We start from the raw sequence: 15,804 nt of genomic DNA, 5'->3' as shown, positions 1-15,804 counted from the left end.
GCTTCTTCGGCGCTGGGCACCCTACGAGTGAGTACCCCATCAATGTCGCCGTCAGGTGTGATGAGTAACCACCGATCTCGACGCGACTCCATGCCCTGGTCGTCGCCCGTACCGAATAGACCGCCGAGATTTGTTAGAGCGCAAGCACACTGGTGGGGTAGCGCACCTCGATACTTGGCATCAATGAATGCCTTGTAATCAGCGAGGCTCGCAAACTCCGTAACATTCGCGGCCATCATGCACCGCCGTTGCAATCAGCGGCACCGTCGGCAGGACCAACTGCTGCGAGACCGGTCGGGTGGGGTTTGACCGCCTCACGTGCAGCGGCGACGGCCAGCCAGAACTCCCTGCGATCCTCAGGTCGAACGTCCTCCGGCCACCCCTCCTCGCCCCAGACGCGCCGTGCGATCTCTTCCGCAGGATCACCAATGCCGACGAGACCGTCACCGGCGATATCTGTTTGATCGACTGTGCCAGAACGAGTTTGCTCTGAGTCTCGGCGTAAACGGTAGTACTCGTCTAACAGGTCGAGCAGGTCGGTACATTGCACGCTGACCACTGCTCGACAGGCAAAGTCATCACTGTTGAAAGGTTCGAGTGCTCGTTGAAGTCTTTGGGCAACGTCAGTCACGGGAATCACCGGGCCTGGACAGATGGTTCTGGCGGAGATAATTGGCAAACGCCTGTGACGCGCACCAAGGGGTCGGGGTCCGCTCAGCGATAACCCGATAGCTATCAGACGGTTGCTCACGGAACTCGACAGGCCGTAGGTGGGAGGAGGGGTGCTCTACGACCGCATCGGCATCGTGTGCCTCGCCATGCTGACCCGATAGCGTAAACAGGGGAAAGAAGTCCCGGACTGCGGTGGGCGGGGCACAGACTCGCGTACCAATGGTGTCGCGGAGCGGCGTCAACTGATCGCGGGAGAGATTGTCGATCGTCTCAAGGCTAACGATTACGGAGACGCCTGTTGTCCGGCCCAGCTCAAGAATCGTCCAGACTGTGGATGCGTTATTCCAGACTGTGCATGCGTCGAGATATTGGTAATCCTCAAGTACCACAACAAGTCTGGGCTTAGGGTTGGCCTGCTCAGTGGGCACGGAGAACTGATCTAGGACGTGTGCGGCGTTGCGGCGTGCGCAGATCTCAGTTTCTAGTATGTGGGCAAGTTCGGCGTTGTTGGCGTCTATGACGAGGACTGGCACGCCACGCTCGGCGAAGTCTTCCACAATCGGGCGCAGAATCGATTCTCGATCTGCGCCGGCTACCAACACGTGCGCCGGAAACCCGGCAAGGTTCCACATGATGTTGGTGAGGTGTCCATCAACGGTGGTCGCCACAAGAGTTTCGTCAAGACTAGTGGTGGTCATAGTGTTCCTCCGGTCGGCTTAAGTGATTGCGAGAGTGCATATTTCGATGGAATAAACGTGGAGAGCATGCCAATCAGAACCCCTGTGACCACGGCCGTCAGGCAGAGAAGAACCGACACTAAAGTGGGCAATGGGGTCAGCACTGCTGTGAGCGCTCCGATGGGAGCGATGATCGTGACCGTGTGCACCAAAAGGCGTCGGCGCGCGGACTGCGCAACTGGTTCGGCGGCATTGAGGGGCCTGGGCGAAACTGCCACGTAAGCGCTTAAAGTCGCCAATGCCGTGATCGCAATCATCGCGGTTCCAAACGTGAGGAAACTAGCGGCGTGAACGGCTAGCATCATCGCTGATGTCACGAGGCAACCACCTCTGTGGGATGTACTGCGGGGACCACCCCAGTGGTCGCAACGATTGTCCGCGCCGAGTCAAGATAGGCGAAAGCATCATCACCGGCGTCGAGGGAATCGATTGTGTCAGCGATGTGCACGATGAGGCGAGCACGGATCACGGTCGCCGACTGCTCACGCCATAGGCCATCTGACCAGGTGCGGGGGTCACAGTCGTTGAGGAGTATGGCGACTCGGGCATGCAGAGCACGCTCGGCACAGGTGTAGGTGGAGCAAAGTTTCGACAGCCGCCAGTGGTACTGAACTAACCGTCGCAGTTCCATCCGCGCGGGAGGCTGATCGTCATTGCCCGCGGTGAGGTCTCTGGTGAACGGAGCCCCAGCAGTGGGCGAAGTGTGGCTGCCGCCGTGGGTGCTGTTTGCCGCGTTACTGTTCATCGTGCACCTGCCGGTGCTGCGCTCGATCTCTGTCCGTCGCGAAGACGGTGAAATGTGCTGAGCGGCAAGCGATGCCACTTCGACTCGTCGACCGGAAAGTAGCGTCGACGTCCGGGATTGACCCGGTCCGGGTCGCTGCCACAGAATGCGATTACAACAGTGCCGCCGGTGAGCATGCTTATCTCAACGGGGGAGATCGTATGGTCACCCCACAGTGAGGCGGGCATGCCCGTCATATAGTCGCGTGGTGCTGGTACACGCCGTAGTGCGGCAAACTCTTTGGATACGTTGCTCTCACGGTCTGCCTTGGTCTTGCGACTCGGGACCATAAGTGAGGTCTTGTGATCGAAGCGCCAGCCCTCAGGGATCGCGTGCCCGTCTTTTGTCACCAAACCCTTGAGGGTTATGCTGCCGTCCCAGCTCGACCAGGTAGGCGCCTCATCCGACTTTCCCTGGTGCGTTTCAGCGAATGTCTGAAACCTCGCGAACCACTCGTTGCGGGCAATCTCGTGACGCTTGTATCCGGCGATGTTGTCGGCGTCGTCGGAGTACCACCACGCGGCAGGGGCGCCGCCTCCTGGGATAGTTCCAATTGCGTTGGCGATTTCAGTGTCGATCATTTTATCTCCTCGTCGTCGGCACCGCCGTGGCATCCGATGCTCGCTACCGCCGTGGCATCGTTGAGATTGTCGGCCTGGATTCGGATTGCTTGGGCCGCATAGCCAATCGCGTCGGGGTTGCTGTACGCCAGACCCGACTTAGCGTTCATTTCTTGGATGGTGAGGATCGCGAGGTCGATCAGCTCGTGGCCTCGAACGTTGTCGACGCGTTCACGAATTGTGCGCAACTCGATGGGTGACCACCATTGGTTATCAACGTAACCGAGGCGTCGGTTGATGTTGTCGATGACGTTGGCGGCGGTCAGATAGTCCTCCCGCGTAAGAGTGGGAGAGTTGTGTTCCTGAATTGTGTTGTTAGGCAACATGGTTGCGGTTCCCAACTCTGGAAATGCGGGTGAGGTATGCGCGCAATTCGCGTGGGGCGATGGGATTTCCGTCCCAGTCGTAGGCCACGGCCGCGCTGATCATGCCGGGGATGGGGGCTGACAGTGACGCACTTCGGCATGCGTCAAACACGGGGCAGGCGTGGCATTGGGCGATCGAGGAGATCGCTACTTCGTAAGTGCCGCCAAGCTGGGTGAGATCCCATGGTTCGGGAGTGCCTACGCATTTGCCGATAGCGAAGCTCATGCTGCATCTACTCGACTGGTGGCGGCGATCGACGCGGCCAATAGGGAGGTTGCTTCTGCCCACACCTGATCGGCGGGGGCGGGGGTATCTCCGCCGACCCGCACGCCGAGGGCGTGATGGGCTGCGGTGAAACCGGAGCCGTCCGGAAAATAGACCCAGCCCCGATCGCCCCATGAAGGGGTCTGCGGCGTGGGGAAAACGACTGTCCCGATGCGGTCGCGGCACTCGGTTGAGGGTCGATATCCGGCGTGCCAGCACGCAGCCAACATGGCGCTGGCGATGGACGTGGCAAGCGTGGGGGAAAGGTCTGACCCGTAGGAGCAGTGCATGCGTCCGCTAATTTCTACGACGCCGTACGGCCATTCGGTGATGATGTCCGTCGATCCCCATTCGGCGAGGTCGGCACGCCTGTTTGGGGCGGGTAGTGCAATTGCAACGGTCTGTGACAACGGATTGGGCATGATTGTGGTCTCCAACGCATATACGAGGGGGTGGCAACGTGCAGGAGACATATGATTGGTCGTGTCCGGTCCCGCCGTTGGTTGATCGGATCGCGCCGGTCTGGGAGCAGTGGACTCTCACATCTCAATTGCTCTCAGACCGGCCCAGGGGGTTTCTCAGGTGCAACTCCTCCTAGCTTCCATACCTACACTTTTAGTATGCTCTTTTAAATTGCTCTCGTGTACGGATTGTAAGGACGTGATGCCACAGTGTCTAGTGATGAGTCCCAAAGATTTGGCCCCGAGTCGATGAGTCGCAGTGTGCTGCGCGGATTTGACCCGGCACGATTCGAGACAGCACGCACGGAAAAGGGGCTCAGTCGCAGCGACCTGGCGCGGATGGCGAAGATCAAAACCGTTGAAACTATCCGCCGGTGGGAAAAAGGATTGGCAGCGCCGCAGATTGATGTTCTCGGCCGCGCAATCACCTGCCTGGGTGTGGCCCCCGACTCGGTGATCCTCACTGAGCCTGCTGAGCGCTATCTGTCCGACTGGCGACACCTGACTTTGCAAACGCAACCTGAGTTGGCGGCGTCGGCAGGACTGTCGACCAACCTCGTGGCCCAGTTGGAACTGGGCCTTGGAACACTTACCGACGACCGCGCAGAGCGTCTTGCTACCGCTCTTGGCATCACGAGCGAAGAAGTCCGATCCTCCTACGAACGCGTCCGCGCCCGCCCTGCCGGCACTCCTGCTTAACGCACCACATGCGCGAGTGGGCAACGCGTAAGACGCATGAAACCGCTGCATGGGAACCTCCCGTGACCGACAAGTGCGACCGGGTGTCGCAACTCTCGCCGGTACAGATGCAGTGGGGGACCAAAAGGTTCCCAAGAAAAGCGAAAAACTTTTTAGGCAGACCTCGTCGAGGCGCTGCCATCGTTGTGCGGTTCAGTCGCATCGTGCGCCTCACGCAGGCGATCGCGGATATGTGTGCGCGCCCGGAACAGTCTCGTTTTGACGGTCGCCTCGCTCACCTTCTGCCACTCGGCTATGTCTTTGACCGGAAGGTCAGCGAGCTGGAAAAGGATGAAGGCCACACTGAAATCCTCGGGCAGGTCAGCAATTGCGGACTGCACCGCTTGGCGAATGTCAACCTGGCCAGAGAAATCAGGAGTAGGGGCGATCGGGGGATGATCTGTATCAGTCCAGTCCACCAGCGTCACCGGCCGACGCTGCCGGTGCATCTCGCGGGCCTTATTGGCCGCGATCGTGAAAAACCAGGTGGGGAAGCTGCGCGAATTGCCACGAAAGGAATGCAGGTGTTGCCAGGCGGCTAAGTCGGTCTCCTGGCATGCGTCTTCGGCGTCCTGATGTTTGTAGAGAATTGCCATGCACACCCCGTAGACCTTGTGCCGCAACTGCATTGCCAACGCCTCAAATGCGTCTGAATCACCGCCCCGCGCCCGCATGAGCAGAACCTCGTCACTGTGCGCGTTGTCCATCATTGATAGCCGCCGATGTCATGGCCGTGATCGTGCCCACCGACATCGTGATGGGTGTCGTGGCCACTTACGTCATGGTGATCGCCATAGTCGTCGTGCAGATCATGTTCAAGCAAAGGGCTAGTCGAGTGGTGATGGTGGTACTCGTCGACGTTGCCCTGCGTCGACTCGCTCTGCTCAGTGGGCAGAGTCTGGTCGGCCTGTGAGTCCGCCCCGGGGACACCGCTGGCACTTACCAGAGGAGTGTTCGGATCGGCGATCAGCGTGCAGATCTTCTCCCACAATTCATCGGGCATCCGAAGGTCATCGAAACTGATCCCAAATTCTTCAAACAGGGGCGTGCTCAAGTCGTCATCAAACTCGTCATTGTCGATAGGTCGGCCCTCCATAAGCGGTAACACTCAAATTATGGCAGGCAAGTGGCCAGTCTCAATTCATCAGCCCGCTGCGCTCTAGGAACGTGCTGATGTCGCGACGCGAGGAAAACCCGCCCAACTCCACCAACACCCCGGTTGTGGCATTGGCATAGTCCACGCGCCACCCCAACGGATCGTCATAAAGAACAGCAGTTGCCGTGCGTCCGCTATTTTCTGTGACCACCCCTCCGTTGATAAGTGTGATGCCCTCTCTCGCCCCGGCAACCTCGCGGCGCGTAGTGGAAACATCAACGCCGACAGTGGCTTTGGAAGTCCCATCCCATCCCAGGCTGTCGAAAAGTGAATCGCCGGAGGAAAGTTGACACTGAAACAGCAGAGCCTCATAGTCGGTGAATTTGTCCCGAGCGCAGGATTGCAACGCGGTATTGAGAGGGCTAGGCAGGGCCGCACGCACTTGACTCTCAGTGGTGGCCAATGACGTCAACATCGAGGTGTCCGGAGCGGTCGGAGCCGCAGAATCGTCGTGCTGCCACCACATCACTGCGCCGACCATCACCGCGACGACCGCGGTCGCAACTGCGATGAACGCTCCGCGTCGTTTGGACTGCGTTGCAGGTCGCGTCGGCTCAAAGGTAGGAGTGTCCGAAGGGGTGTTGGCGTCGTTGGTCGTCAATGCGCCTTCGGCGATCACCAACTTGGGATCATCCAGTGTGGCAACCGAAACCACCGCTGACAGTGAACGCTGCACCAGCGGAATGGCGCTACTTCCGCCGGTAAGATAGACCGTCCTCACTGGCCCTGACTCGCTAAAGATGAAGTGTGCGAGATCCACAGCGCGCGAAATTAGCGACGCGATGTGATCCTCGAATTCGGGGCGCGTGATCTGTAGTGGCAGTGGACGATCGGCGGTGTCCACGGTCACCGCCGCCGCCGGCGCTTCTGATAGCACCTCTTTGGCCGCACGGATATCGACAATCAGACGCATCTGCGCCAGCGGGTCAACCGACTCCCACGCCTCGCTGCCTAGTTCCTCATCAACTGCGCCATGTACCCAATCGTGAAGCCGCGCATCAAAATTCCTACCACCAAGGTCGGCGTCACCCCCGGCGCCCACAACTGTGAACGTCCCATCATCTGCCATAGCCAAGACAGAGACATCAAGGGTGCCCCCACCGAAATCAAAGATCCCCAGTCGTGATCCCGCAGGCAACGAATGGGCAGTGGCATAGTGCCGGCCAGCAGCTTCGGGTTCAGGCATTAACGACAGCACAGTTTCATCAAGACCAGCTGCGACAGCTGCATCAAGAAGAACGCGGGTCTGCGCGGCGGACCACGCTTGAGGGTGAGTCAACACCACAGACCGGGGCGGGACATCAGCATGGCGTGCGCAGGCGATGGCCAATACCGACGACACGAGCGCGCTCAAAAGTTGGGTCACACTAATCGAGTGACCGTCCACCATGACAGTGGCAGCGGCATTGCGCGTGAGCAACAACTTCGGCGAGGGAATGAACGCATGCGGTCGAGCCTCGGCCTGGTTCACCGCGGTGGTACCGGCAACAATTGTGTGTGCGTCCATAACCAACACTGCTGAGGGCATCAGATTGCTGGTGGGAGTGAGTCGTAGCGCCTCAATCACCCCAGTGGCCGAATTAGTATGCGCCGCTGCGGTATTGGAAGTACCGATATCGATGGACAGCCGCCATGGCTTCACGAAACACCCTCCAACACTTGCTGATAAACATCGGAGAGCGTCAAGCGAGCTGACTCCACCGCCGTCGATGTCGACATCAACAACGCCGCCCGGTGCACAGCGTCAAGCCGGCGGTGTACACAGTCGGCAATCTCGCGCGCCGACGCCGACGTGGGAAGACCTAATTGCAGTGGGGGACTGTCGTGGGCCAACAGACCGCGCAATTCGTCGACAAAAGGTGATTGGGGCGCGGTCCGCAACAGCCGCTGGTAGTCGCTGAACATATGCACCGAGCGCAGCGCTGAATGCACACGCAGTTGATGGGCGCGTGCCCGAATCTGGGCGTGGTGCGGCGAATGCAAGGCTAGACGCTCCAACTCGTCGAGCACGCGCGCGGTTCGACGCAGTGGCCCGTACCTCGTGGCACTATCGAGCACTGTCTGCCGCAGCGCGGCGAGTCCCGAAACCGCACCGAGCCACCCTGTCAGGGACGCAGCGCCCGCGCCCGCATGCTCACGACCGCAGACCACCGTGTATTCACCAAACCGTCGCATCAACTGTGCAACAACTGAATCGCCGCCCATTGCGGCATCGGCCAACGACCATCGGTCCTCGTCGGCCAGTGCGGCGAGCAACCGAGCATCAGCCTGGGTGAGTGTGCCAGTGGCCGAGACCTGAGCGCATATCCCAGATACTGCCAATACGGTGCCGACATAGTCGCGAAGATCCTCCGCCATTGCCGCAGCCCGATCCTGCGCGGCGGTGATCGGGTCGCTGACCCCGAATGCGCCAGCCCCGTAGGCATCGGCGCGCGACAACACCCCGACCGTCGTCAATGGAGTGAACTGCCACGCGGCTAAGACCTCGTGTTCGTCGGCCCGCAACTCTGAATCGAACAAGAACACCGCCACATCGGCATCGAACGCATGAGAAGTAGTCGATGCCGTCTCAGTAACCCCGAGCGCGGCGCGGGCCGCAGCGTCGAGTTGGTCGGTGAGCGTGGATAGACCCGGCGTATCGATCAGCCGTAGTTCACGAAGGGCGACCGAAGGCAGCCACCGCCGCACTACCTGCACCGCACTAGCAGCAACGGGCAACGCAATGTGACTCTGTGTCGGACCAGCGACCACCTGATATACCTGGCCGTCGCTATCGATGACATCAGCTCGCGCCGGAGCGCCATCGCGATACTCCGTCAACACCTGGGTGGACTCGAGTTCGGCTGTCTCGGCAAGAGGTGTCCCCAGCAGAGCGTTAACCAGCGTTGATTTTCCGGCATTGCCGCGCCCCGCGAACAATACCGAGGGTGCCGCGCTTTGATCGCTTTGCAGTTGCGTGAGCGCGTCCCGATCGGCAGGACAAGAAGCTTTAAGATCATCAAGAATATCCATAACTACAGATGTGACAGTGGCCAGTGTGGTCATCGCAATCACCTCCGTTCCGCCGGTATCCTTAATCACTAGTTATTAGACCAGGAATGAGGACATGGATGCGAAAGGTCATTGCCCTAACAGCCATGCTCTGCGCGCTACCGACTGGGCTCGTCGCATGCAGTGCCGCTGCCGATGCAGTGGACCCAGCTGCGCTCGATACCGGACATTACTCCACCGTAGCGCGTCCTGACCCCGGCCCAGCCCAGAGCATCGTCACCCTCGAATCGCAGCGACTAGCCGACTTTGTCCTGTGCCCCTGGGAGATCGACCCCCTCCTCACCGACATGAAAATGCCTACCTATCCAGTCCGACTCGCCCTTGAAGCGAAAGAGGCGTTGGGGGGAAACGCTTACAAAAAGATCAATCAGAACACATTCCTATACGGGTATGTTGCCACGGCAGCAGAACCAGTCATGCCGAAGACCACGCCACATAAATCAATGGTGCACATGGCGTTGAGATTCACCGATGCCGCTGCGGCAACGCAGGCCGCGAGAAGCATTTACACCTATGAACTAAACGGCGATGAATACATGGCGAAAGGTGCCGCCGCCAAATTAGAGAATCAATCCTCACTGGCCCTTACCGCACTCACTTCCGGCGGCAAAGCGCGGAAACTAGCAGCAATCACCACCCACAACGATTTCGTGATATTCACCAGGGTCACTACGCCAGTAGGAAACGACCAATCATGGCTCACCGACACTGTCAACAAAGCCACAACCAACCAGCTGCGTCTAATCGGCCAGTTTCAAGGCCGACCACCCAACGCCACAGCAAACGGCATACCGCGCCCCCAGCTCGATAGCCACAAAATGATGCGATACACACTCCCCGCTAACGAGAGCAGCGTCAACGAGATTGGCGGAGCCTCAGTCAACGGCGTTTTCGGCCTCAGGGGCATCACTCACACGCAGACCAACCCACAAGCGTCCTACCGCGCCTTGTCCGCAGCAGGATCAACACTGAACGCGGTAGGCGACAACATCGTCCTGTACCGAGCAGATAACCCGGACAAAGCTGAAACCCTCCGTAAGACCTTCATCACCGAAGGCACCGCCACTAACGGTTTGACCCCGATGGCCGGCCCGCCGGGACTCGCCCCTGCCACCTGCCTGTACCGCGACACCTACGACGGTCGACTCATGGTCTGCTACGTGCAGGTCGGCCGATACATGGCCGAGATCAGCGGCAGCGACGACCAAACCGATCTATGGCGCAAGACCAGCGCCCAATACCTCATCCTCACCCACGCCGACCAGAACGCCCACTAGCGGCCCGACTGGCTCAACAAAGCGTTCAATTCGGCGATCTGGCCGTCAACAATCTCCAAATTCTGCTCAACACTCAGTAACCGCCGCCGCCGCCGCTCTCCCGAATCCGCAGCCGCAGTCGACAACGCCGCCGCCATCGCACGTTGCTTATCGAGTCGCGTCTGCAAATTCTCTCGATAAGCAACCGACACCTCGGTACGAGCATGAGTGACAACAACATCAACAATGCGCCCGATCGCAGTGCGCGCGGTGCCCTCGGTATCGCGCAACCACGCCAACAAATTCTGCTTGCCCGCCCGCGCAGCACGAAACCCAAGATTCACCGCCACCCACACACCGCCAAGCACCGCACCCACCCCGGCCGCAGTAACCCCCACTAGACCGCCAATGACCGACGAACCAATGACACCGATGCTAAGCAGGCTCGGGTCGACGATGCCTTGTCGCCGCGCCACAGGCGCGCTATCGAGACGCCGCCCACCAACGGCCTCGCAGATGCGGGAGTACAACGCCTCCCACACCAAGGGATCATCACCAAAACGTGCGGCGACAATACTGCGCCGAAGATCAGAGACCAGATCCCCCAGCACAGCCGCGATCAATTCTTCAAGGTCACGCTGCACCTCATCAGTCACGAGGGTCGGGTTACGACGGATCGCGGTGACCCCCTGTGCACCAATGCGCGTGACCCACTTGGAATGCACCTGGGCCAATCGCTGATCAGTTCCTTCGATCGCTCGGCCGCGGACCAGCGCCAGATCCCGCGCCAAGTTGTACTCCCACTGCCGCTGTTCAGCCAACAGATCAGAAAGATCACTCGCAGCAACGTGCGCGTGACGAGACGCAGCGGTGTCGGAATCGGCGAGATCGGACATCGTGGCAAGGATTTGAGACCGCACGCGGTGCAAACCTTGGACGAGAACGTGCGCGGCAGCAGACTCCTGGTGCTCTTGGGACCGGATGAGTCGACGCCCGATCTCCTCGCGCAATTCGCTGATCCCAGAAGCCCGATCATGGGCGGCCCGGTCGTCAGTCGGCAGCGATTGTGCCTGGCATGCCCGTTCACACGACACTCCGATCACCGGAACCACCACGCCCAGATGCTCGCGCAATAACCGACTGTTCTCTGCGGCCACCGACCGCCACGTCATCAAATGCTGATCGGTCTTGGTGATAACCACGATCGTCGCATCGGCGGTCGCCGACGCCGCCCGCGCAAACTCCACCTCCGGGGCGGACAACGGAGAACTGGCATCGCACACCAGCAACAACACGCACTCCTGACTTGCTGTGGCGGTCGTCAACTCGGCCACACGTCGATCCAACCCGCCAGTACCCGGAGTATCGATTACCGTGACCATCCCCAAAGCACTATCGGGCAACGTGACCGCCGCCCCGCTCACCCCCACCCGCGCGTCGTCATCATCACCATTAACTGCCGCCGCGAACTTCTCCGCACTAACCACAGCGGACCGCTCGCCAGCGAGTAGATGAAACACCGGACTGTTGACCGAGTCGGACAGCGAAACACTCACCGCCAGTTGGGTGGCAGCGTCAGCGTGAGCGGGAACTACTGACCTTCCCACCAGGGCGTTGATCAACGACGTCTTGCCACGATTGACCTCGCCAGCAACCACCACACACATGTGCCGACCCTTGCCGAGCTTCGAGTCAGCAAGGTCAGCGACCTGCGGCAAGTCATTGGCGATGAGTGTTACACGCGCAGCATCTAGCAACTGGTGGTGTGCGTCAACGTCATCGAGCATCGTCACCTCCGGGACTACATGGCCCATCGCAGAAGGATGATTTTCAGGTCACCGCTCGATGACAAAAATCGCTTTCGAGGTGAAATCGGTTCCCGGCCAAAGGTTCAACGCGAAACCAGGAGAGTCGATAGCACCAGACTCAAGTTGAATCCCCGGTATACCAGCGTCAGGGTGCACTCCCAGTGGCGCCTTAACCACCCATTGCCTGCGCACCGTCCTGCCAGGCTCGCGATGAGCGACGATCCGATCGCCGCGTAGTAACTCTTCGGCTGTAACTTCCAAAAGCGTGCTCATAGTTCGTTTCCTTATTTCACGACTGCGAAATGTCACCGAAGGCGCGTTGCTGGCCACGTTTCCATGCCGCCACGATAGCGTCGCTGTTCACCCCATAGGCATCAGCAAGAGCAATCTGAATACGCTCGGGGATCGGAGAGGTATAACTTTCAGCCGTATAGACCGGCGTGACTCCAATGCCCGCCTTGTCGGCCGCGACTGCGCCAGACCATCCCAGCCACTGCCGCATCTGCCGTAGCGTCGGCTGATTACGCGGTGTGTTTGTGAACTCGGCAACATGAACCCGCAACGCAGATGCCAACTTCACACCGTTAGTTTCCGAAGGCGTCAACCGGCCCGCCTCCCAGCTGCGCACCGTTCCAACGGTGACACCGCACCGCGCAGCGATCTCCCTCAAACTCACCCCGCTACGCTCACGGATCAACTTGACCCGATCGGGCGCATAATCATCAAGCTTTCCGGCGGGCATAGATGGATTGTATCGAAGCGTTCCATGCCCGTGAGCAACACGCGCGCGCCGCGTCCGCGCATCTATAGCCGAGTGCTGTCAGTGACCGTGATGGCAGCGGCTGGCACCCATAGCGTCATCGTCAACCGAGAGACCTTGTTTGCACTCGCGACCGGGATCTCAACAATCGCGAGCCATTGACTGTCGAACACCTGCGCCCAAGCGATTTGCCGCCCAACCATGTGTAACTCAAGACGCATCGCATTGGCGCGCACCCGCAACGTCGGGGACCTGCGGGCACCAAGGGAACCGATTGTCACTGGCAATGCCCTAGACATGTCAACAGTGACCGGCCGTGGCGGGGTAAACCTGCGGACAGTGGTGTGGTCTAACCATCCCTCGAACACGCAGCCAGTGTATCGAACAGAGTTTCGATAAAGCTGATACTGTGCGTGCTGACGGTGGGCCAGGTGACGGTCCTAGAGGTGGAGGGAAGCCACCCAAACCCCCTTACCTTGGCCCGCCGGCCCTGACCGCCGTTCTGCTCGCGTACAGGTCGGCCCGCTTGTTAACCTCTACAGGCGAGTCCCGATCCGGTTCGACTGTCCCCCCCTGCGTTGAATCAGATCGGGACTCGCGCCGTCTACTGCCTTGGCTCCAACACGGTGCTGTGTGGTTAAGAAGGGGAGGGGAGTTGGCGGAACACGCGGTGGTCGATCGCTGGCAAATCAACGATGTCGGACCAGCCAGCAGACACTGTGGTGATCTTGTCCAAGCAGCCTTGAATATCACGTTTGACTGCCACCAACTCCGGATCGCCAGCGGCGCTATGAGTCAGTCGCTCAACCAATTTGGCCAGACGTTGAAGCGCAGCTCGCTCAGTCGGCGAGCGGTCGGAGAGCCCAACGTCAAGGGCATAGTCGTTAGCCGCATGCCATGCGGTCCAAGCATTGTCAGCGAGCGACGTTGCATGATCGATGTCTGCCTGCGTTGAGTGTTCATGCAAACTTTCGGCAACACCCGCCAGAGCGTCCATCGCGCGTTCGTAGGCCACCGTCGTGGCCACCGTGCCGGTTGTATCGCGCAACAGCGGTTTGGTGATATACCACGCTTCGATGTTAAGGGCGTAACGGCCCCACTCATCCAATAGTTGGGTCAGAGCATCGTGAACTTCGGCGACCTGTTGCCGCACCAAGGGCGGGGCATTTTGGCAGGTTGATGTTCGGTCCAGCTCGGCTGCGCGGTCGACGACTAGTAGTGCCGCGCGCGCAGTCAGGTCCGACCACGACGTGCGGCCGGGAAAAGCGCAGTCCACCACAGCGAAGAGGAGTGTGCACGCTACTGACAGCCCTGCTATCAGGGTCATTGCAATAAGGAGGCAACGTATAACCCGCAACGGATCTGAGTGGTCTGCGGCGTGCTGCAAAAGCGAAAACGGAGCTAGGCAAGCACAGGCACAAGCGACGTGTAGGGCGACGCGTCGAGCTGCGCGGCGGGCGATAGTTCGTCGCGTGGCCGCTAACCATTCTCGGTCGCCGCGGACTTGTTCGCGCAACTCGACGAGTTCCGGAGATCTAGCGATCCTGTCGCGCTCTTGCTGAGCATAATCCCTATATGCCGAGATGCTGACGTGCTGGGTACATTCCGCGTAACGGAGGGCGTGGGCAGTGAGATCGGGACTATCAGCAATACGTGCCACGATCTGCTCTACCCACTGATCACGCCGACCGCGCTGGCTGGTTGCTCTGTCGTTGGCACTCACAGAGGGATCGCCCCCTTGATGGTTGATGTTCTCGCAGAAGTGCATTCGTTGGTGGCGCGCTCCAATAATGCTGAGCGTTCCTCGGTGGGTAGTCGCACACCGATTTCGCGGCGCAGCGCTTGACGTACCTGTCCCCAAGTGACGGACGGTTCACATTTCACCAGGTGAGCGAAGTATGTTCGGAGGAAGGTAATGGCATGATCAGGCGTGGTGGTCTGCCACTGGAGTATCAGGAACTTCACTGCGGCTGCGCCAATGATCAGTGTGGCCTGGTCCTCGCTTGCCTTGAGTATGGCGGCGGATTCGCGGGCGAATTGAGCTGCTGAACCACTAATAAGGTGATCAAGGACTTCCTCACCGAGAATGATTGACTCACCCGGCAAGTACCCGATTTCGCGTACCGCTGCATCTAGTACGACTTCGTAAGGCATCTCGATAGTCCAGGCCAGATTCATAAGGTGCCTAGATGCTGGAAGCCTCATCAATGGCTTCGTACGCCAATTCAGAACATTTTGCCGCGAGGTCCCGATTCGCCGTCCGAGTTCAGCATCGCCCACGCCCGTCCGGGTCTTGTGCGCCTCAATCAACTGCGAGAAACGGATCTCCTGCGGCTCTGACTGGTGCATTTTGAGGTTCCCCTTGTCAATGTCGTGCGTGGATGGGCGAGGGCTATCAGTTCTCGACAGGCTGCGATTGACCGTCGTCGATAGCCGACACCCACCACCGATCAGTGTGAATGAGATGCACTCTGACGACAGCAGGTAGCCGGAAAGTGTTGTCTTGCAACACGATTAAATGCACATCAACTGTTGCGATTGTGTCCGATTGTGCCGCGCGTGCGGTAGACGTGATGATGCGTAAAGGGGCCACCCCGGCCGCGAGAGCGGGCCGTGTCGGGCCGACCAGCATCGTGGGAACACCAGCTGCCACCCCGGCGAATGCGCCGGTAGGTAGGTAGTACCGCCCGGTGTAGGAGTTCCGCAAGAGTTGCGCAAACTGCGGCGTCGCGACAGGTGCAATCCGCGCCCGCTGTTCCTCTACGCCGCCAAGAACCGAGAGGCCGTCATAGCTCACCCGAACCACGCTCTGCGCCAGGTCGATGGCGGAAACATCTGTAGTAGGTGCGGGCATCGAACCAGGTACCGGCCAGATCGGCGGGGCCACGGCTGGGCCGCTATCGATGCGGCCCAGATCAAGGGACGGAGGTATGAACGGCTTATCGGTGTCGTCGACTTTGCCGACGCCAAGCAATGACACTGCAATAAGCATCACCATGAACCCAGCGGCAGCGATTATCGCTAGGTAGGCGGCACCATTGCTGGACAGAAACCTGGTGGAATGGTCAGGTGTAATTCGTGTTGACATGTCATGCCTCTCGGGGATCTCGATAGGTGCGCTCACTCAGGCG

20 protein-coding genes are annotated in these 15,804 nt (G+C 59.7%); 3 read left to right on the top strand and 17 right to left on the bottom strand.

Annotated features, from left to right (window positions below; translation table 11 throughout):
* Nucleotides 1-235: 235 nt before the first annotated feature.
* The 8 genes from GOEFS_RS09390 to GOEFS_RS09355 are packed head-to-tail and all read right to left on the bottom strand — an operon-like array spanning nucleotide 236 to nucleotide 3,865.
* On the bottom strand, nucleotides 236-631 hold the full coding sequence (locus GOEFS_RS09390) for a hypothetical protein (RefSeq protein ID WP_007317663.1): 396 nt from the start codon (nucleotides 629-631) through the stop codon (nucleotides 236-238).
* Nucleotides 624-1,370 (bottom strand): hypothetical protein, encoded by a 747-nt coding sequence (locus tag GOEFS_RS09385; RefSeq protein WP_007317662.1) that lies wholly within the window; start codon nucleotides 1,368-1,370, stop codon nucleotides 624-626. The genes GOEFS_RS09390 and GOEFS_RS09385 overlap by 8 nt, the downstream gene beginning before the upstream one ends.
* Nucleotides 1,367-1,726, bottom strand: coding sequence for a hypothetical protein (locus GOEFS_RS09380; RefSeq protein ID WP_007317661.1), 360 nt, complete (start codon nucleotides 1,724-1,726; stop codon nucleotides 1,367-1,369). The genes GOEFS_RS09385 and GOEFS_RS09380 overlap by 4 nt, the downstream gene beginning before the upstream one ends.
* Nucleotides 1,723-2,154, bottom strand: coding sequence for a hypothetical protein (locus tag GOEFS_RS09375; protein WP_007317660.1), 432 nt, complete (start codon nucleotides 2,152-2,154; stop codon nucleotides 1,723-1,725). Before GOEFS_RS09375 ends, GOEFS_RS09380 begins: the two co-directional genes overlap by 4 nt.
* The gene (locus GOEFS_RS09370; protein ID WP_007317659.1) at nucleotides 2,151-2,774 is read right to left on the bottom strand and encodes a hypothetical protein; all 624 of its coding nucleotides are present in this window, start codon (nucleotides 2,772-2,774) and stop codon (nucleotides 2,151-2,153) included. Before GOEFS_RS09370 ends, GOEFS_RS09375 begins: the two co-directional genes overlap by 4 nt.
* Nucleotides 2,771-3,139: a hypothetical protein gene (locus tag GOEFS_RS09365; RefSeq protein WP_007317658.1), complete on the bottom strand. Its 369-nt coding sequence runs from the start codon at nucleotides 3,137-3,139 to the stop codon at nucleotides 2,771-2,773. The genes GOEFS_RS09370 and GOEFS_RS09365 overlap by 4 nt, the downstream gene beginning before the upstream one ends.
* The gene (locus GOEFS_RS09360; RefSeq protein WP_007317657.1) at nucleotides 3,129-3,404 is read right to left on the bottom strand and encodes a hypothetical protein; all 276 of its coding nucleotides are present in this window, start codon (nucleotides 3,402-3,404) and stop codon (nucleotides 3,129-3,131) included. The genes GOEFS_RS09365 and GOEFS_RS09360 overlap by 11 nt, the downstream gene beginning before the upstream one ends.
* Nucleotides 3,401-3,865, bottom strand: a complete 465-nt coding sequence (locus GOEFS_RS09355) for a hypothetical protein (protein ID WP_007317656.1) — start codon at nucleotides 3,863-3,865, stop codon at nucleotides 3,401-3,403. The genes GOEFS_RS09360 and GOEFS_RS09355 overlap by 4 nt, the downstream gene beginning before the upstream one ends.
* A gap of 249 nt (nucleotides 3,866-4,114) precedes the next feature.
* Here GOEFS_RS09355 and GOEFS_RS09350 point away from each other — a divergent pair, with 249 nt between their 5' ends.
* Nucleotides 4,115-4,603, top strand: coding sequence for a helix-turn-helix domain-containing protein (locus GOEFS_RS09350; protein ID WP_007317655.1), 489 nt, complete (start codon nucleotides 4,115-4,117; stop codon nucleotides 4,601-4,603).
* A gap of 152 nt (nucleotides 4,604-4,755) precedes the next feature.
* Here the strand turns inward: GOEFS_RS09350 and GOEFS_RS09345 are convergent, their stop codons facing one another.
* Complete coding sequence (locus GOEFS_RS09345; RefSeq protein ID WP_280985273.1) at nucleotides 4,756-5,316, bottom strand: RNA polymerase sigma factor; 561 nt, start codon at nucleotides 5,314-5,316, stop codon at nucleotides 4,756-4,758.
* A gap of 53 nt (nucleotides 5,317-5,369) precedes the next feature.
* Between GOEFS_RS09345 and GOEFS_RS23645 the strand changes: the two genes are divergently transcribed.
* Nucleotides 5,370-5,555: a hypothetical protein gene (locus GOEFS_RS23645; protein WP_211600658.1), complete on the top strand. Its 186-nt coding sequence runs from the start codon at nucleotides 5,370-5,372 to the stop codon at nucleotides 5,553-5,555.
* Between the two features lie 223 nt (nucleotides 5,556-5,778).
* Here GOEFS_RS23645 and GOEFS_RS22440 read toward each other — a convergent pair whose 3' ends face one another.
* A complete protein-coding gene (locus GOEFS_RS22440) occupies nucleotides 5,779-7,440 on the bottom strand; it encodes an Hsp70 family protein (RefSeq protein ID WP_007317652.1) in 1,662 nt (553 codons plus the stop codon).
* Complete coding sequence (locus GOEFS_RS09330; protein ID WP_007317651.1) at nucleotides 7,437-8,843, bottom strand: GTPase; 1,407 nt, start codon at nucleotides 8,841-8,843, stop codon at nucleotides 7,437-7,439. The genes GOEFS_RS22440 and GOEFS_RS09330 overlap by 4 nt, the downstream gene beginning before the upstream one ends.
* A gap of 53 nt (nucleotides 8,844-8,896) precedes the next feature.
* On the opposite strand from GOEFS_RS09330, the gene GOEFS_RS09325 reads away from it, so the two are divergent.
* The gene (locus GOEFS_RS09325; protein WP_444542553.1) at nucleotides 8,897-10,126 is read left to right on the top strand and encodes a DUF7373 family lipoprotein; all 1,230 of its coding nucleotides are present in this window, start codon (nucleotides 8,897-8,899) and stop codon (nucleotides 10,124-10,126) included.
* Here the strand turns inward: GOEFS_RS09325 and GOEFS_RS09320 are convergent.
* The 6 genes from GOEFS_RS09320 to GOEFS_RS09290 form a co-directional block, all read right to left on the bottom strand.
* Complete coding sequence (locus GOEFS_RS09320; protein WP_050949845.1) at nucleotides 10,123-11,919, bottom strand: dynamin family protein; 1,797 nt, start codon at nucleotides 11,917-11,919, stop codon at nucleotides 10,123-10,125. The two genes, GOEFS_RS09325 and GOEFS_RS09320, sit on opposite strands and share 4 nt — an antisense overlap.
* A gap of 21 nt (nucleotides 11,920-11,940) precedes the next feature.
* Entirely contained in the window at nucleotides 11,941-12,186 is a 246-nt protein-coding gene (locus tag GOEFS_RS09315) for a hypothetical protein (protein ID WP_007317648.1), read from the bottom strand.
* 16 nt (nucleotides 12,187-12,202) lie between these two features.
* Complete coding sequence (locus GOEFS_RS09310; RefSeq protein WP_007317647.1) at nucleotides 12,203-12,655, bottom strand: helix-turn-helix transcriptional regulator; 453 nt, start codon at nucleotides 12,653-12,655, stop codon at nucleotides 12,203-12,205.
* Between the two features lie 655 nt (nucleotides 12,656-13,310).
* Complete coding sequence (locus tag GOEFS_RS09300; RefSeq protein ID WP_138917952.1) at nucleotides 13,311-14,000, bottom strand: hypothetical protein; 690 nt, start codon at nucleotides 13,998-14,000, stop codon at nucleotides 13,311-13,313.
* Nucleotides 14,001-14,392: 392 nt separating this feature from the next.
* Nucleotides 14,393-15,022 (bottom strand): hypothetical protein, encoded by a 630-nt coding sequence (locus GOEFS_RS23640; protein WP_007317644.1) that lies wholly within the window; start codon nucleotides 15,020-15,022, stop codon nucleotides 14,393-14,395.
* A gap of 46 nt (nucleotides 15,023-15,068) precedes the next feature.
* Nucleotides 15,069-15,761, bottom strand: coding sequence for a hypothetical protein (locus GOEFS_RS09290; protein ID WP_138917951.1), 693 nt, complete (start codon nucleotides 15,759-15,761; stop codon nucleotides 15,069-15,071).
* Nucleotides 15,762-15,804 lie beyond the last annotated feature (43 nt).

This window comes from Gordonia effusa NBRC 100432 (assembly GCF_000241305.1).
GTDB lineage: Bacteria > Actinomycetota > Actinomycetes > Mycobacteriales > Mycobacteriaceae > Gordonia > Gordonia effusa.
Note: the sequence above shows the minus strand (reverse complement) of the source record. Positions and strands in the feature narration are given on the sequence as shown.

What these genes read in the sequence shown, in the direction of transcription:
- GOEFS_RS09315 (WP_007317648.1), bottom strand. Translation starts at nt 12,186, where the DNA reads ATGAGCACGCTTTTGGAAGTTACAGCCGAAGAGTTACTACGCGGCGAT.
- GOEFS_RS23640 (WP_007317644.1), bottom strand. Translation starts at nt 15,022, where the DNA reads ATGCACCAGTCAGAGCCGCAGGAGATCCGTTTCTCGCAGTTGATTGAG.
- GOEFS_RS09370 (WP_007317659.1), bottom strand. Translation starts at nt 2,774, where the DNA reads ATGATCGACACTGAAATCGCCAACGCAATTGGAACTATCCCAGGAGGC.
- GOEFS_RS09320 (WP_050949845.1), bottom strand. Translation starts at nt 11,919, where the DNA reads ATGGGCCATGTAGTCCCGGAGGTGACGATGCTCGATGACGTTGACGCA.
- GOEFS_RS09365 (WP_007317658.1), bottom strand. Translation starts at nt 3,139, where the DNA reads ATGTTGCCTAACAACACAATTCAGGAACACAACTCTCCCACTCTTACG.
- GOEFS_RS09330 (WP_007317651.1), bottom strand. Translation starts at nt 8,843, where the DNA reads ATGACCACACTGGCCACTGTCACATCTGTAGTTATGGATATTCTTGAT.
- GOEFS_RS09355 (WP_007317656.1), bottom strand. Translation starts at nt 3,865, where the DNA reads ATGCCCAATCCGTTGTCACAGACCGTTGCAATTGCACTACCCGCCCCA.
- GOEFS_RS09325 (WP_444542553.1), top strand. Translation starts at nt 8,897, where the DNA reads ATGAGGACATGGATGCGAAAGGTCATTGCCCTAACAGCCATGCTCTGC.
- GOEFS_RS09290 (WP_138917951.1), bottom strand. Translation starts at nt 15,761, where the DNA reads ATGTCAACACGAATTACACCTGACCATTCCACCAGGTTTCTGTCCAGC.
- GOEFS_RS09300 (WP_138917952.1), bottom strand. Translation starts at nt 14,000, where the DNA reads ATGACCCTGATAGCAGGGCTGTCAGTAGCGTGCACACTCCTCTTCGCT.
- GOEFS_RS09385 (WP_007317662.1), bottom strand. Translation starts at nt 1,370, where the DNA reads ATGACCACCACTAGTCTTGACGAAACTCTTGTGGCGACCACCGTTGAT.
- GOEFS_RS09310 (WP_007317647.1), bottom strand. Translation starts at nt 12,655, where the DNA reads ATGCCCGCCGGAAAGCTTGATGATTATGCGCCCGATCGGGTCAAGTTG.
- GOEFS_RS09360 (WP_007317657.1), bottom strand. Translation starts at nt 3,404, where the DNA reads ATGAGCTTCGCTATCGGCAAATGCGTAGGCACTCCCGAACCATGGGAT.
- GOEFS_RS09375 (WP_007317660.1), bottom strand. Translation starts at nt 2,154, where the DNA reads ATGAACAGTAACGCGGCAAACAGCACCCACGGCGGCAGCCACACTTCG.
- GOEFS_RS09345 (WP_280985273.1), bottom strand. Translation starts at nt 5,316, where the DNA reads ATGCGGGCGCGGGGCGGTGATTCAGACGCATTTGAGGCGTTGGCAATG.
- GOEFS_RS23645 (WP_211600658.1), top strand. Translation starts at nt 5,370, where the DNA reads ATGGCCGTGATCGTGCCCACCGACATCGTGATGGGTGTCGTGGCCACT.